11 protein-coding genes are annotated in these 15,630 nt (G+C 61.6%); 2 read left to right on the top strand and 9 right to left on the bottom strand.

All coding sequences use genetic code 11. From position 1 onward, the window contains the following. Nucleotides 1–9: 9 nt before the first annotated feature. Nucleotides 10–1,317: a lipoprotein-releasing ABC transporter permease subunit gene (locus GM668_RS13930; protein WP_155439572.1), complete on the bottom strand. Its 1,308-nt coding sequence runs from the start codon at nucleotides 1,315–1,317 to the stop codon at nucleotides 10–12. A 113-nt stretch (nucleotides 1,318–1,430) separates the two neighbouring features. Here GM668_RS13930 and GM668_RS13925 point away from each other — a divergent pair, with 113 nt between their 5' ends. Further along, a complete protein-coding gene (locus tag GM668_RS13925; RefSeq protein WP_155439571.1) occupies nucleotides 1,431–2,480 on the top strand; it encodes a hypothetical protein in 1,050 nt (349 codons plus the stop codon). Then, nucleotides 2,477–4,171 carry a single-stranded-DNA-specific exonuclease RecJ gene (gene recJ / locus GM668_RS13920; RefSeq protein WP_155439570.1) on the top strand — a complete coding sequence of 565 codons (1,695 nt, stop codon included), beginning with the start codon at nucleotides 2,477–2,479 and terminating at the stop codon, nucleotides 4,169–4,171. Before GM668_RS13925 ends, recJ begins: the two co-directional genes overlap by 4 nt. Nucleotides 4,172–4,184: 13 nt before the next feature. Here the strand turns inward: recJ and GM668_RS13915 are convergent, their stop codons facing one another. The 8 genes from GM668_RS13915 to smc form a co-directional block, all read right to left on the bottom strand. Then, nucleotides 4,185–4,547, bottom strand: a complete 363-nt coding sequence (locus tag GM668_RS13915; RefSeq protein WP_155439569.1) for a response regulator — start codon at nucleotides 4,545–4,547, stop codon at nucleotides 4,185–4,187. Nucleotides 4,548–4,568: 21 nt separating this feature from the next. Continuing rightward, entirely contained in the window at nucleotides 4,569–5,687 is a 1,119-nt protein-coding gene (locus tag GM668_RS13910; RefSeq protein ID WP_229499301.1) for a sugar ABC transporter substrate-binding protein, read from the bottom strand. Nucleotides 5,688–5,691: 4 nt separating this feature from the next. Next, entirely contained in the window at nucleotides 5,692–7,032 is a 1,341-nt protein-coding gene (locus GM668_RS13905; RefSeq protein WP_155439568.1) for a sensor histidine kinase, read from the bottom strand. A gap of 64 nt (nucleotides 7,033–7,096) precedes the next feature. Beyond that, nucleotides 7,097–7,633, bottom strand: a complete 537-nt coding sequence (def, locus tag GM668_RS13900) for a peptide deformylase (RefSeq protein WP_155439567.1) — start codon at nucleotides 7,631–7,633, stop codon at nucleotides 7,097–7,099. Between the two features lie 2 nt (nucleotides 7,634–7,635). Then, nucleotides 7,636–8,550, bottom strand: a complete 915-nt coding sequence (gene galU / locus GM668_RS13895) for a UTP--glucose-1-phosphate uridylyltransferase GalU (protein WP_155439566.1) — start codon at nucleotides 8,548–8,550, stop codon at nucleotides 7,636–7,638. A 9-nt stretch (nucleotides 8,551–8,559) separates the two neighbouring features. Further along, entirely contained in the window at nucleotides 8,560–10,917 is a 2,358-nt protein-coding gene (gene ligA, locus GM668_RS13890) for an NAD-dependent DNA ligase LigA (protein ID WP_155439565.1), read from the bottom strand. 9 nt (nucleotides 10,918–10,926) lie between these two features. Further along, complete coding sequence (locus GM668_RS13885) at nucleotides 10,927–12,027, bottom strand: cell division protein ZipA C-terminal FtsZ-binding domain-containing protein (protein ID WP_443094194.1); 1,101 nt, start codon at nucleotides 12,025–12,027, stop codon at nucleotides 10,927–10,929. Between the two features lie 11 nt (nucleotides 12,028–12,038). Then, nucleotides 12,039–15,566 (bottom strand): chromosome segregation protein SMC, encoded by a 3,528-nt coding sequence (gene smc / locus GM668_RS13880; RefSeq protein WP_170305637.1) that lies wholly within the window; start codon nucleotides 15,564–15,566, stop codon nucleotides 12,039–12,041. Nucleotides 15,567–15,630: the final 64 nt, after the last annotated feature.

Below are 15,630 nucleotides of genomic sequence, written 5' to 3'. Positions count from 1 at the left end.
GCTGTTCCCTTATTCGTAGCGCAGCGCTTCGGCTGGTTTGACTTTGGCCGCGCGCCAGCTGGGGTACAGCGTGGCGACGAACGCGAGGCCGATTGCGGTTGCCGCGATCGTCCCGACGTCGCTCCAGCGCAAGTCCGACGGCACCGCGCTGATGAAATAGATATCCTTGGACAGGAATTTCATGCCCAGCGCCTTTTCAATGGCCGGCACGATCACGTCGACATTGAGCGCCAGCAGCACGCCGCCCGTCACGCCGATCAATGTGCCCAGCACGCCGACCAGCGCGCCCTGCACCATAAAGATTTTCATCACGGATGCGGGCGATGCGCCCAGCGTGCGCAAAATCGCGATATCGGCCTGCTTGTCCGTTACCGTCATCACCAAGGTCGCCACCAGGTTGAATGCCGCCACGGCCACGATCAGCGTGAGGATAATGAACATCATGTTCTTTTGCGTGTGCACGGCGGCAAACCAGTTGGCATTGAGCTTGGACCAGTCGCGCACCAGCATACCGCCTGACATGATTTGCTTCAGTTCCGCCGCCACATACGGGGCGCGCTGCGTATCGGCCACGCGCAGGCGCAGGCCGAACGGTCCGTCAAAGCCCAGCAGGCGCTCGCCGTCTTCCAGCGCGATATACGCCAGGCCCGCATCGAATTCATTGTGGCCCGCTTCAAACGTGCCCGCCACGGTAAAAATGCGCATCGATGGCGCGGCGCTCAGCGCTTCGGCAGGATTAGTCCCGTTTTGCGCCAGCGCCATCGCCACCTTGCCGCCCACCGTCACGTCCAGCGCCTTGGCCAGTTCGACACCCAGCACAATGTTGTAGGAACCGGGGCGCAGCGCATCGAAACTGCCCTGCTTGGCGAGGCGGGTAACGCCCGACACCTTGCCTTCATATTCCGGCAAGATGCCGCGCACGATGGCAGGGCGCAGCTTGTCGCTGCCATGCACCAGCATCGCCTGGGTTTCCACGAATGGCGCGGCAGCCCTGACTTCCTTGTGCTGGGCGGCCTGGCGCGCCACGGCTTGCCAGTCTTTCATGCCGCCGCCCCGCACGTCATACATTTCAATGTGCGCCAGCACGGACAGCATGCGGTCCGTCACTTCCTTCTGGAAGCCGTTATATACGGACAGCACGACGATCAGCGCGGCCACGCCCAGCGCGATGCCGGCCATGGAAATGGCGGAAATGAAGGAGATAAAACTGTTACGGCCGCTGCGCTTGCCCGCGCGCGTATAGCGCAAGCCGACCAGCCACTCGAACGGCATGTTCGATGGCTTGGGCGCGCTGCCGGTACTGCTGGGTGAAGTCATAGGACCCGGTCAAAAACATGGTGAGCACGGATTTTGCCACATTAGCAGCATTTCATGCGTGAAACAGATAACGCAGCGGACCATTGCGTCCCGCTGCGGTAAAATGGACGGTTATGAAGCAGCTTACTGTCGCCGTCCCCTACTCGCTGATCCCCTCCGAACTTGCCAAAGACTTGACCCGCGCTTATACGGCGCCGGCATTGGCAATGTTGCTCGGCAGGCATGCCAAACAAACCATCACCGTTACGGAACCGGAAGCCCGGCTGCTGCCGCATGAAGCGTGGCTGACGCAGCGCCTGGCCGGCGCCCATACGGACCATGCTAACCATGCTGACCAGCCACCGCTGGCCCATGCCGCCATGCGCGCGCTTGGCGTGCCCGCGCAGCAAGGTTTCTGGTTCATCGTGCATCCCGTGCACCTGGCGCTGGCCCGTACCCATATGGTGCTGGGCGACCTGCGCAACCTGCACCTGACGGACGAAGATTCCCGTGCGCTGTTTGATGCGGCGAAACCGTATTTCGATGAAGTGGGCAAAACCCTCGTGTTTGGCGACGCCAACACGTGGTTCATGCGGGCCGACGACTGGCGCAACATGCGCTGCGCGTCGCCCGATGCCGCGATCGGCGAAAACCTGGCGGATTGGATGCCCGATGGCGAAGCAAAGCGCCCGTTCCGCCAACTGCAAAATGAAATACAGATGCTGTGGCATGCGCATCCCGCCAATGCGGCCCGCGAGCAGCGCGGCCTGGCGCCCGTGAATTCGTTCTGGATGTGGGGCGGCGCAGAAGGTGCGGACAGCGCGTCAGCCGCGTTGCCGGAACTGGCGGAAGCGGCTTGCCTGCCATGGCTGTCGGTGCTGGCCGCGCCGGCCTTGCGCGCAGCCGATGCGGCCACCGTGCTGGCGCGACCGCAAGACACGATTGCCGTGCTGGGCGCCGCGCTGCCCGCCGGCAAAGAAGCCGACTGGTCGGCCTGGCTGATGCACATGCAGCAACTGGAACAGCAATGGTTCGCGCCATTGCTGGAAGCGCTGCGCGGCGGACGCCTCGACGTGCTGGAACTGCTGTTGACCAGCCGTACCCATGCCGTGACGTATACGATTACCAAAGGTTCCCTGCGCAAGTTCTGGCGCAGCCCTTCCCTGCAAGGTTTGACAGCATGACCCGCATTGCCATCCGTCCCGTTCCATTCCGTGAATCTGAAATGCTGCGCCAGGGCGGCGTCCACCCTGTGCTGGCGCGCCTGTTCGCGGCGCGCGGGCTGACCGATCCCAGGGAATTGTCCAGCGAACTGGCAGCGCTCAGCCCTCCGGCCGGCCTGCTGCACATTGACATGGCCGCCGTGTTCCTGGCCGACGCCATCGCGGCAAAAAAACGCATGGTGATCGTCGCCGACTATGACTGCGACGGCGCCACGGCCTGTGCCGTCGCATTGCGCGGCTTGCGGCAACTGGGCGCCACGGTGGACTTCATCGTGCCCAACCGTTTCGAGTACGGCTATGGCTTGACGCCGGAAATCGTGGCATTGACGGCGCGCGAAAAGCAGCCCGACATCATCATCACGGTCGACAACGGCATCGCCAGCGTGGAAGGCGTGGCGGAGGCGAACCGGCGCGGCATCGAAGTCGTGGTGACGGACCACCACTTGCCGGGCGACACGCTGCCGGACGCCCGTGTCATCGTCAATCCGAACCAGCCTGCATGCGGCTTCCCCAGCAAGAACCTGGCCGGCGTGGGCGTCATGTTTTATGTGCTGCTGGCCCTGCGTGCGGAATTGCGCAAGCGGGGCGTGTTTGACGCATCGACGCAGCCCAAGCTGATTGAATTGCTGGACCTGGTGGCGCTGGGCACGGTGGCGGACGTCGTCAAGCTGGATACCAACAACCGCATCCTGGTGGCGCAAGGGTTGAAACGCATGCGCGCCGGCGCCATGCATGCCGGCGTGTCCGCGCTGTTCCGCGTGGCGGGACGCCAGGCGCGCACGGCGACGCCGTTTGACCTGGGCTTTGCCGTCGGTCCGCGGCTCAATGCGGCCGGGCGGCTGGAAGACATGTCGCTGGGGATTGAATGCCTGATCACGGACGACGAAGACCGCGCGTGGACGCTGGCCCAGCAGCTCAATGAAATCAACTTGAAGCGCCGCGAAATCGAAGCGGACATGCAGGATACGGCGCTGCTGCACCTGGATACCTTCGAGCCGGCCAACAGCACGACGATTGCCGTGTTTGACGAATCGTGGCACCAGGGTGTGATCGGCATTGTCGCGTCGCGCCTGAAAGAAAAGTTTTACCGCCCTACCATCACGTTTGCCCCGGCTGGCGATGGCTGGCTCAAAGGGTCGGGACGGTCGATCCCCGGCTTCCATTTGCGCGATGCGCTGGACCTGGTGTCGAAGAAGGCGCCGAGCCTGATCGACAAGTTCGGCGGCCACGCGATGGCGGCAGGCTTGACGATCCGCGCCGAAGCGTTCGATGCATTTTGTGCCGCGTTTGAGGCGGTGGGCCGCGACTGGCTGTCGGAATCGCAATTGGAGCGCGTGGTGGAAACCGATGGCCCGCTGGATGACGACTGCTACACGACGCAATTTATCGCGTTGATGGATGGCCAGGTATGGGGCCAGGGCTTTGCCCCGCCTGTGTTCTGCGATACGTTCCGCGTCGTCAGCCAGCGCATTTTAAAGGAGCGCCATTTGAAGCTGCTGCTGGAAAAGAATGGCATGCGCTACGACGCGATCTGGTTCGGCCATACCGACGCGCTGGGCGACCGTGCCCGCGTGGCATTCCGGCTGGATGCGAATGAATATAACGGCGTGACGCGGGTGCAGTTGCTGGTGGAGCATGCGGAGGCGGCGTAACTAGCCGGACCGCTCATCGCGCGAGTTTTTCCACCAGCGCCTCGAGTTCATCCAGATCAACAGGCTTCCTCAGCGCATGGGCGGTGGGACCGAGCGCACGCGCGTCGTCTGTCACGTCGTACCCGGAACACACAATCACCGCCAGCCCCGGGTTTTGGCGGAGCGCCTCGCGCGCCACGTCGAGGCCGGAGCCGTCGGGCAGCTCGATATCGGTCATCAACAGGTTCACATGCTGCGCGCGCAAGGCGTCGCGCGCACCGGCGGCGTCAGCCACCGGCACGATCCGGCGTTCGGGCGTGGCCAGCAATTCAGCGAACGACTCGCGGATGAAATCGTTGTCTTCGACGTAGAGGATGACAAAAGGGTTAGCGTTCATGGTGGACGGACTGGAATGGCACTATCTGGTTTCCGATGACCAGGGGAAGTTGATGTACTTGTCGCGCGTATCGTAACAAATATTGCCGTACATTTTCAGGTAAGACGCGCGCCGCGACGGATCGGCGTACACCGCGCCAGGATTGGCGGTATCGCGTTCATATTCCGCGATATTGCTGCTGGTGAGCGCCCGGGGCAGGATATCCATGGCTTGCGGGATGGATTTTCCTTCCATCCAGTCAGCGGCCTGCTGCCCCATCGCATAACCGAAGATTGGCGAAGCCAGGCTGATACTCGCCTTGTACGGGCTGCCGGCTTTCTTGATTTCAGCGACGGCTTCCTGCTCGCCGTCGATCCCGCCCAGGAACTGGTCCGCCCGCGCCTTGCCCGCTTCGCGCAATGCCGCCAGCGCGCCCAGCACCACCGTGTCCGCGCCCAGCACCACGTCGATGTTCGGTTGCGCCAGCAGGATGGTTTTCATCGTGCGGTATCCGCCCTCCTTGTCTACCGTGGCGGGCGAAATATCGGCCACCACCGTCACGCCAGGCAGTGTCCGCAGCGTATCGCGCATGGCGGTGAAGCGCGGCGCCAGGAATTGCAGGCCGTCATGCGTCAGCAGCACGACCTTGGCCTTACCGCCCAGCCGCGTGCGGATATATTGGGCTGCCGCTTCCGCCAGCACCTTGCCAGTCAGGTATTGCGGCGCATTCAGCACAGTCGTTGCCGGCGGCGGCACGATGGCGCCCACGTAAGCGCCACCGGCAATGACTTTCTTCAAGGCTGGCGCCAGCGACGGCGGATCGATCGGCGCGACCACGATCGCGCCGGTTTTATCGGCCGCGATGTCGCCCACCTGCCTGATCATCAGCGCCGGATCATTGTTGGCGAACGCCACGCTATACACGAGGCCCCGCGCCCGCGCCGCCGCTTCAAGCCCGCGTCCCGTACCCTGCATGAATTCACGCTTGTTGTCCTGCACGAACACGAGCTTTTTCTGCAAGCCTGCCGGCGCCCTGCAAGGAGGCCGCGCCGCATCGTACGCGGGTAAATTGACGGGCTTGGCCAGCCCCTCGCCAGCGGCGGCAACGCCGCTGAAACACATCAATGAAGCAAGCGCCGACAGCTGAAATTTCATCGCCATGCCCTCACGCATTCGCCATGGTCAGCACCAGCCGCGCCGCCGTACCCGGCCTGCGGTTGATGTATTCCACCTGTGTCTGCAACGCCGACGCCATCGTCTGGATGATCTTGCTGCCCAGCCCCGTGCCGCCCGCATGCTTGGCATTCGGCGTGATGCCCACCCCATCATCCTCGACCGTCAGCTCCGCTTTGCCATCGTCCAATCGCTTCAGCAACACCCGCACCTCGCCGGGTTCGCCCGGATACGCGTATTTGAAGGCGTTGGTGACCAGCTCCTGGACAGCCACGCCAAGGTTGACGCTGGCATCCGTGCGCAGTGAAATCGGCTCCAGATAGCATTTCAGGATGGCGGTATGGCCGTCATTCTTCATCGCGGTTTCCAGGTTGCTCAACATGGAGCCCAGATATTCGTGCAGCGCCACGTTGCTCACGTCGCCCGATGTATACAGGCTTTTGTGGATCAGCGAGATGGCGTTGATACGCGATTGGGTTTCAGCCAATGCATCCTTGGCCGCCGGGTCGGTGACGGAACGCATTTGCATGCGCACCTGCACCGCCACCAGCTGCAGGCTGTTGGCCACGCGGTGATTGACCTCGGCCAGCAGCACTTCCGCGCGTTCCCGCGCGATGGCCAGATCGGCCGTGCGCGCCTTCACGCGTTCTTCCAGCGTCAGGTTGATGGCCCGCACTTCGTCACGGGCCTGTTTCAGCTCTTTCCCGTTACGGTAGACGGTGAAGGCCACCACGCACACCACAAGGATGATGACGACGGCGGCGCCCACGGAAATCCAGCGCAGCAGCAATGCATTGCGTTGCTGTTCCGCGCTATTGAGCGTGCCATTCTCGTCGGAGATCAATATCGCGCCATACAGAAAAACGTTGATTTCATCCATCAGCGCCTTGCCGCGATTGCGCTGGAGCAATGCCATCGCCTCGGCATCGCGGCCGGCGCTTTTCAGCGCATTGCTGGAGTCCATCTCGGCGATTTTTTCGGCCACTGCTTCCGACAGCCTGGGCAACATGGCACGGTTCGGGGCATCCGGCGGAATCAATCGGCGCAAGTCGTCCAGCTCTTGCCGCGCCCGCGTCTTGGCCGTATCGTAAGGGGCCAGGTAAATCTCGTTACCGGTCAAAAGAAATCCGCGCTGGCTCGACTCCGCGGTGCGCAAGTGGTCGCGCAGCTCCACTGCCGTGACACGGATCGTGCGCTGCAACTCCGATTGCGTCAACAGGCTGTCGCCGCGTTCCACCAGCCAGATGGTGGTGCCCACGATCACGATCAGCGCAAGAAAGCCAATGGTCAGGCCCGCGCCTACGCCTATTGCCAACCGGCTTTGTCTGAACATCAGTCAACCTTTAAAATTATTCTTATTACAACCGGCGCTTGCAGCAGATGGAGGCGATGCCGCCTCAGTCATCGTCATTCGGATCCAGGTCCGGGAACATCACGGACGTGTACCCAAACTTGGTAAAGTCCTTGATCCGCATCGGATACAAGATGCCATGCAAATGATCGACTTCATGCTGCACCACACGCGCATGGAACCCGTCCACATCCCGCACGATGCGCTTGCCATACTGGTCGAAGCCTTCATAGTGCAGCTGCGTATAACGCGGCACACTGCCACGCAATCCAGGCACCGACAGGCAGCCTTCAAACGCTTCTTCCTGCCCGGGAGCCAACGGCGTCAGCACCGGATTGATCAATACAGTTTCCGGCACTTGCGGCGCATCCGGGTAGCGTGGATTGTTTTTGAAACCGTAAATCACCAGCTGCAAATTCACGCCGATCTGCGGCGCCGCGAGACCGGCGCCATTGGCCGCATGCATGGTATCAAACATGTCCGCGATCAGCGCGCGCAATTCAGGCGTATCGAATTGCGTCACAGGTTCCGCCACGCGCAGCAGGCGCGGGTCGCCCATTTTCAGGATGTCGCGGACTGCCATGGTTATTCCTCCGGTTGCAGCAATTCTTCCAGGCTGGCGCGGAATTCCGCGCCCGTTTCCGGGTGTTTCAGTCCCATGGCCACCGTGGCCTTCAGGTAGCCCAGCTTGGAGCCGCAATCGTAGCGCACGCCGTCGTAACGGTAGGCCAGCACACGCTCCGCCTGCATCAGCGCGGCGATGCCGTCCGTCAGCTGGATTTCACCACCGGCGCCCTTGCCGAGATGCTCCAGGTATTCAAAAATACGGCCGGACAGCACATAGCGCCCCACCACTGCCAGGGTCGAAGGCGCCACCTCCGGTGCGGGTTTTTCCACGATGCCCGACACCAGTTCCATGCGCTCACGGTAAGGCGCCGCGCTGACGATCCCGTACTGGTGCGTCTTATCCTTCGGCACATTCTGCACGGCGAGTACGGACGCGCGTTCGTAATCGTATGCGTCAACCATCTGCGCCAGCACCGGCTTGGCGTGGCCATTGGTATCCATAAAGTCGTCCGCCAGCAGCACGGCAAACGGTTCGTCGCCGACGACAGGGCGCGCGCACAGCACGGCATGGCCCAGGCCCAGCGCTTCCGACTGGCGGATGAAAATGCAATTGACGTGCGCCGGCACGGTATTGCGCACCTGTTCCAGCAGCGCGGTTTTTTTCGCCGCTTCCAGTTCCGCTTCCAGCTCATACGCTTTATCGAAATGGTCTTCGATGGCGCGCTTGTTACGGCCGGTAATGAAGATCAAATCCGTGATGCCCGCCGCCACCGCCTCTTCCACTGCATACTGGATCAGCGGCTTGTCGACGATCGGCAGCATTTCCTTCGGCTGCGCCTTGGTGGCGGGAAGGAAGCGGCTGCCCAGGCCCGCCACGGGAAATACCGCCTTGCGGATAGGGCCGCGCGGTGCGGTATTCGACTTGTCCTTCATGTTGACTCCTTATTGATTTTGTTCCAGCAGCGCCAGCAAGCCTGCTTCATCCAGAATGGTGACTTCCAGCTCTTCCGCCTTGGCCAGCTTGCTGCCAGCCTCCGCGCCGGCTACCACGTAACTGGTCTTCTTCGAAACCGAGCCACTGACCTTGCCGCCCGCCGCTTCAATCATGGCGCCGGCCTGGTCGCGCGACAGCGTCGGCAAGGTGCCTGTCAATACGAACGTTTTACCAGTCAGCTTGCCTTCCGGCGCGCTTGCCGCCTCCGGCAATTGCGCCAGCAATTCTTCGCGCAGCACGGCCAGCGCCTTCACCTGTTCGCGGTGCGCGGCATCCTGCATCCATTCATCGAGCGCGCCGGCCACGGTGGCAGGCAGACCAAATACATTGAATACGTTCAGGTACCCCAGCGCTTCCAGCGTGACACCGGCTTCCGCCAATTGCTTGCAGCGGGGTTCCGTCATTTTCGGAATGCCCAGCGCCGCCATCAATTTGACGGGGTCGAGCTTGTCGCGCAGCTTGGCAGGCGGCACATGCTCGCCCTGCGGGACCACACCGGCCGCCAGCAGCGCATCAATGGCTTGCTGGTTTTTTTCTTCCGCAAAGAAGTCGGCAATGGCTTCCGCCACCGTGCCGCCAATGTCCGGCAATACACGCAGCAGCGCCACCGGCGCGCGCCGGATCAGGGCAAACGTGCCCAGCCATTCGGCCAGCGTTTTACCGGTGGATTCGCCCACGTGGCGGATACCCAGCGCGAACAGCAGGCGCTCCAGCGGCGGCTTCTTGCTGGCGGCAATCGCTTCCAGCAAATTGTCTGCCCACTTGGTGGCGATCTTGCCTTGCGCGACCGTCTCCGGCGTCGTACCGTCGCGTTCATCCGCAAGACGTTTCATTTTCAGCAAGTCATCGAGCGTCAGCTTGTACAAGTCCGCCACACCGTGCACCAGGTTGCACTCGACCAGATTGTCGATATAGCGGTCGCCCAGCCCTTCGATATCCATCATGCGGCGGCCGGCAAAGTGGCGGATGGCTTCCTTGCGCTGGGCGGAGCAGAACAAACCGCCCGAGCAGCGCGCAATCGCTTCGCCTTCCTCGCGCACCACGTGCGAACCGCAGACCGGGCACGTTTTCGGCAACACGTAGCGCGGCGGCTCCGGATGCGGGCGCTTTTCCAGCACCACAGCCAAGACTTCCGGAATCACGTCGCCCGCGCGGCGCACAATGACGGTATCGCCCACGCGCACATCCTTGCGCTGCACTTCGCCTTCGTTGTGCAAGGTCGCATTGGTGACGTTCACGCCGCCGACAAACACGGGTTCCAGGCGGGCCACCGGTGTAATCGCACCGGTACGGCCGACCTGCACTTCAATGTCCTGCACAACCGTCGTGGCTTCTTCCGCGGGGAATTTGTGGGCAATCGCGAAGCGGGGAGCGCGCGATACAAAGCCCAGCCGCTTCTGGTCGGCCAGCCTGTTGGCTTTATAGACCACGCCATCGATTTCATATGGCAGGCCCGGACGCGCTGCGCCGATAGTCCGGTAATACTCCAGCAAGCCCTGCGCGCCAGTGACGACGGCGCTTTCTTTTGCTACCGGCAGCCCCAGCTCCTTGTACCAGTCCAGCAAGGCAGAGTGGGATTCCGGCATGTCCGCGCCGGCCAAGTCGCCGATACCGTACGCAAAGAAGCGCAGCGTACGCAGCGCGGTAATGCGCGAATCGAGCTGGCGCAGCGAACCGGCCGCCGCGTTGCGTGGATTGACGAATTCCTTATGGCCCGCTTCGCGCTGGCGCGCATTCAAGCGTGCAAAATCTTCCTTGAACATAAGCACTTCGCCGCGCACATCCAGCAGCGCTGGCGGATGGTCCGTATTGAGCCGCAGCGGGATGACTTTAATGGTGCGGATATTGGCCGTGACATCTTCACCCGTGTAGCCATCGCCGCGCGTGGCAGCCTGCACAAGCAAGCCGTTTTCATAGCGCAGGTTGATGGCCAGGCCGTCGTATTTGACTTCCGTTGCGTATTCAACTTGCGCCACGCCGAGGCCATCGCGCACGCGGCGGTCGAAGTTGTCGACGTCTTCCTCCGTAAAACCATTGTTCAGCGACAGCATCGGTACCGTATGCGTCACTTGCGCAAACTGTTCCGATGGCGGTGCGCCGACACGCAAGGTTGGCGAATCGGAGGCGCGCAATTCAGGATGCGCGGCTTCCAGCTGCTGCAATTCCACAAACAGCTGGTCATATTCCGCATCAGGAATGGTGGGCGCATCCAGCACGTGGTAAGCGTGCAGGTGGCGGTTCAATTCTTTCGTCAGCCAGGCTGCGCGCTCGGCAGGCGAACCGGCTCCTTTGCTTGCATCAGTCATGCACTACCCTCAGCTAAACAAACGCAATGCGCGGGTCGAGCCGGCCGGAATGTCATTGCGGTCCATGTCGGCATAAAACTCTTGCACCTGGCCGGCGATTTCCGCCAGCGCCTGGTCAGCCAGCGGCTGCGAAAAGTCATCGACAATCGATGCATCGAGACGCCCCGCCATGGATTTCGCGCACGCGATCATCGAGCCGAAGCCGTCACGCGCCGGCGCCACGCATGGCACGTCCAGCAGCAAGGTCAGGCGCGACGTGGTTTCTTCAGCCAAGGTCACATTGGTCGACAGCGAGAACAAGTGGCCGCCCTCGCCGTCCGGCATCACGTAACGGCCATCCGGACGCACGTCAAAGCCCTGCTTTTCCAGTGCGGCGATCAAGGTATTGATGGCCCATGGCGCGCCATTCGATTGCAGGTTCACGCCAAGTTGCGCATCGTGGCCCGCCACGAAGCGGTGCAGGTTTTTCGCTTCCTGCATCACTTCCATCATGTCCGGGATTTCCGGTTCCGCGCCGATTTCATCGGCCATCGCGCGCAAGCGCTGCACCAGTTCCGAATATTCCAGTTCATTCAGCGCCGTCGTGCGGCTGGCCAGCTGCACGCCGCCCTGCAGCTTGGTATAGACGCCGCCATGCTTGACCGGTTCCCATTCGCCGCTGACGGCCAGGCCGATATAGTGGACAGGCTTGTTGCCGACCAGGCGCAGCTTTTGCAGCGCAGGCAGCAGCTTGTCGCCGCGGGCCGGGGCTTCCAGCGCCAGCGGCAGCAGGCAATCAATCAGCGGGTCCACCAGCGCGGTCGCCAGTTCTTCCGGCGGTGTCGATGCATCCGCCGTGCGCACAACAGGCGTTTCCGGCTCATCGCCGTCGCCATATGCACCGGCCGGCGCCGCATGGTCCGGCGTGCTGTCGCCATCGAGCGAGAAGCTCGGCTCATGGCGCGCGCCGCCAGGATGTACCGTATCGCTGCCGGAACCGGCGCGCATCAGCACATCTTCGTGCTCGGATGCGAAGACGCGCTCCACGCTTTTCTTGGCCTTGTATTCCTGCCACTTGTTGTAAGTGAAAACGCCGACGATAAAGACGCCGCCGGCTGCGATCAAACTCATTTGAAGATCTGTCATGCTGCTTGTGCCTCGGAAGCGAAGTTTGCGGCGGATTCCATATCCACCGCCACGATGCGCGATACGCCCTGCTCTTGCATCGTCACACCGATCAGTTGATTGGCCATCTCCATCGCAATCTTGTTGTGCGAAATGAAGAGGAATTGCGTATGTTCGGACATGCGTTTCACCATGCGGCAGAAACGCTCCGTGTTGGCGTCGTCCAGCGGCGCATCGACTTCGTCGAGCAGGCAGAACGGCGCAGGGTTCAGGCGGAACATGGAAAACACCAGCGCCGTCGCGGTCAGCGCTTTTTCACCGCCGGACAGCAGGTGAATCGTAGCGTTCTTCTTGCCCGGCGGCTGCGCCATCACTTGCACGCCAGAGTCGAGAATCTCGTCGCCCGTCATGATCAGCTTTGCCTGGCCGCCGCCGAACAGAATCGGGAACAGTTCAGAGAAGTGGCCATTGACGCGGTCAAACGTATCCTGCAGCAAGTCGCGCGTTTCGCGGTCGATGCGGAAGATCGCGTCTTCCAATGTATTGATGGCTTCCGTCAAATCATTGAATTGCGAATCCAGGAAGCGCTTGCGCTCATTGGCTTGCGCCAGTTCATCCAGCGCGGCCAGGTTGACGGCGCCCAGCATGGCAATTGCATTGTTCAGGCGCGTGACTTCCGCCTGCAGGTATTGCGCTTTCATGTCAGGCTGCAGTTTCTCTGCCAATGCCTGTTCATCGGCGCCGGACTCTTGCAACTGTTGCGCGAATTGTTCCTGGTTCAGGCGCGCGGCCTGTTCCTTCAACTGCATTTCAGTGATCTTGTCGCGCTGCGGCTGCAGCGAACGCTCATTGCTCATGCGCGCTTCTTCAAAGCTGCGCAATTGCTGCGTGATCTGGTCCAGTTCATGGCGCGCATCGGACAGCGCGCGTTCCTGCTGCGTGCGGCGGTCCAGCAAATCCTGCAAGCCTTCATGTGCCGTACCCGCTTCCAGGCTTTCCAGTTCGCGCTGGCCCTGCTGAAGGCTTTCGGCCACTTGCTGCGCCTGCGCCTTGGCCGTGTCGATGGTGCGGCGCAATTCCGCGATACGGTTGCGCTGCGACTTTTCCGCGAATTCCGCTTCCTGTGCCGCGCGCTCCAGGTCGCGCTGCGCATTGCGCGCATCGGCCAGTTTCCGTTCCTGGTCCATCAGCGCTGTCTGGCCATCTTCATGGGCGCCCTGCAGATCGGCCAGCTCCATGTCGAGCTGTTCGAATTTTTCTTCGGATTCCATGCGCGCCTGCATGTGTTCTTCTTCCTGCGCGGCGATTTCCGCCAGGTCGGTGCTGATCTGCGTGCTGCGCTGCTGGAAGCGCGCCTGCACTTCCGACAGCTTCAACACATCCAGCTGCAATGCATGCACGGATTGCGTCAAGCTTTGCGATTTCTGGCGCAATTCCGCGATGACGCGCGCGTGGTTCGTTACGGCCGCATCGGCGCGCACAGCGCGGGCACGCGCTTCTTCGGCCAGCATCGATTGCGCGCGCAATTGCTTGATGATGTTGTCGATTTCCTGCTGGCGCGCCAGCATGCCGTCCTGCTCCGCGTCCGCCGCGTAAAAACGCACGGCCGATGGCGAAATCACATGGCCCTGGCGCGTCACGTAATAGCCGCCGGGCGGCAAGGTGTTGCGGTTGCTGAACGCCTCGGCTGCATCGTCCGCCACAAACACGTTGTGCAGCCAGTCTTGCAGCACGCCGCGCAAGCCCGGGTCATTCAACTTCAGCAAATTGAGGAACGGCTTCAGGCCGGGACGCTCCAGCATGCCGGGCGGCGCAGCCGTCACGGGGGCAAACAGCGCCAGCTTGGCCGGCGGCGCATCGTTGAAGAAGTGTTTGGCCCAGTCGATGTTCGACACTTGCAGCGCCGACGTGCGTTCGCGCAGGACCGCTTCCATCGCGGTTTCCCAGCCCGGCTCAATTTGCAGTTTTTGCCACAGGCGCGGCAACGCATCGAGTTCGTGCTTTTGCAGCCATGGCGTGACCTTGCCTTGCGTTTGCACGCGCTCCTGCAACTGTTTTAACGCATTCAGGCGCGCTTCCAGCTGCGCATTGGCGGCCGTCTCGGAATTGACCTGCAGCTGCGCGTCCTGGCGTTCTGCTTCCAGCACCGGCTGGAGTTCAGCGGCTTGCTCCAATTGCATGCCAACTTCTTCCAGCGTTTGCTGCTTTTCTTCCAGCTGCCATTTTAAATTGTCCAGATGCGCGGCATCCGGCATCGCCAGGCCGTTCTTTTCCTGCAGCAGGCGCTCCTTGCGCACGGCCAGGCCGTTCAGGATATTCGTCGCGTTGCGCTGCTGCGCGGATTCCAGTTCCAGCTGCTGCTGCATTTGCATGATGCGGCCGCGCGATTCCGTGCTGCGCTGCTGCGCGTCGCGCCAGCTCTGCTCCAGCAATGGCAGGCTCTCGGCCTTTTGTTCGGACGTCAATCGGGCCTGCTCGGCTTTCAGCGACAACTCTTCCAGCGAAAATTCCGCTTCTTCGAGTTGCTCCGTGTTGTCTTGCGCCTGTTCCTGCCACTGGTCACGCTGGGCTGCCAGGGTCGCCAGCTGGTTTTGCAGCCGCGTGCGGGACTCCACGACGAACTTGATTTGCGCTTCCAGGCTGCCGATTTCCGAATTGGTCTGGTACAGCAAGCCTTGCGCCGAGTGCAGGCGGTCGCCGGCCGCAAAGTGCGACTGGCGCATTTGTTCCAGCGTCAATTCCACGTTGCGCAGCTTGGCAGTCTGCTCTTCCAGGTCTGTCTGCGCCTGTTCCATTTCACGGAACCAGCGCTGCTGTTCGGCCTGCGCTTCATTGCGGCGCAACAGCCACAGCAGCTTTTGCTTTTCATCCTGGTCCGCTTGTAGCTGGTGGAAGCGCATGGCGACTTCCGCCTGTCCTTCCAGGCGTTCCAGATTAGTATTCAATTCGCGCAGGATATCTTCCACGCGCAGCAAATTCTCGCGCGTGTCATGCAACCGGTTTTCCGTTTCCCGGCGCCGTTCCTTATATTTCGACACGCCGGCTGCTTCTTCGAGAAACACGCGCAATTCTTCAGGGCGCGACTCGATAATGCGGGCAATCATGCCCTGGCCAATAATCGCATAAGCGCGCGGGCCCAATCCCGTACCCAGGAAAATATCCTGGATATCGCGGCGGCGTACCGGCTGGCCATTGATGTAATACGTCGACGTGCCGTCGCGCGTCAACGTGCGCTTGACAGCGATTTCCGCGTACTGGCCCCATTGGCCCGACGCTTTGCCTTCGTGGTTGTCGAACACCAGTTCAACCGATGCGCGGCCGGACGGCTTGCGGTGCGTGGAACCGTTGAAAATCACGTCCTGCATCGATTCGCCGCGCAATTCCGATGCTTTTGATTCGCCCAGCACCCACCGTACGGCATCGATAATGTTCGATTTGCCGCAACCGTTAGGACCTACTACGCCAACCAATTGACCCGGCACCTGGAAATTGGTGGGATCAACGAAAGACTTAAATCCCGACAATTTTATCGATGATAAACGCACGTTCTCAGCCGGATTCGGAATTGCTGTTATGAAAAGTGGCCTATCATACCATTTTGGTCGTCAA

The organism is Pseudoduganella ginsengisoli, from assembly GCF_009720865.1.
In the GTDB taxonomy this organism is placed as follows: Bacteria; Pseudomonadota; Gammaproteobacteria; order Burkholderiales; family Burkholderiaceae_D; genus Rugamonas; species Rugamonas ginsengisoli.
The sequence above is the reverse complement of the archived record's forward strand: the minus strand, read 5'-3'. Positions and strand labels throughout refer to the sequence as shown.

Excerpts from the sequence above, each read along its gene's own strand:
- GM668_RS13930 (WP_155439572.1), bottom strand. The coding sequence starts at position 1,317 with ATGACTTCACCCAGCAGTACCGGCAGCGCGCCCAAGCCATCGAACATG.
- GM668_RS13925 (WP_155439571.1), top strand. The coding sequence starts at position 1,431 with ATGAAGCAGCTTACTGTCGCCGTCCCCTACTCGCTGATCCCCTCCGAA.
- recJ (WP_155439570.1), top strand. The coding sequence starts at position 2,477 with ATGACCCGCATTGCCATCCGTCCCGTTCCATTCCGTGAATCTGAAATG.
- GM668_RS13915 (WP_155439569.1), bottom strand. The coding sequence starts at position 4,547 with ATGAACGCTAACCCTTTTGTCATCCTCTACGTCGAAGACAACGATTTC.
- GM668_RS13910 (WP_229499301.1), bottom strand. The coding sequence starts at position 5,687 with ATGGCGATGAAATTTCAGCTGTCGGCGCTTGCTTCATTGATGTGTTTC.
- GM668_RS13905 (WP_155439568.1), bottom strand. The coding sequence starts at position 7,032 with ATGTTCAGACAAAGCCGGTTGGCAATAGGCGTAGGCGCGGGCCTGACC.
- def (WP_155439567.1), bottom strand. The coding sequence starts at position 7,633 with ATGGCAGTCCGCGACATCCTGAAAATGGGCGACCCGCGCCTGCTGCGC.
- galU (WP_155439566.1), bottom strand. The coding sequence starts at position 8,550 with ATGAAGGACAAGTCGAATACCGCACCGCGCGGCCCTATCCGCAAGGCG.
- ligA (WP_155439565.1), bottom strand. The coding sequence starts at position 10,917 with ATGACTGATGCAAGCAAAGGAGCCGGTTCGCCTGCCGAGCGCGCAGCC.
- GM668_RS13885 (WP_443094194.1), bottom strand. The coding sequence starts at position 12,027 with ATGAGTTTGATCGCAGCCGGCGGCGTCTTTATCGTCGGCGTTTTCACT.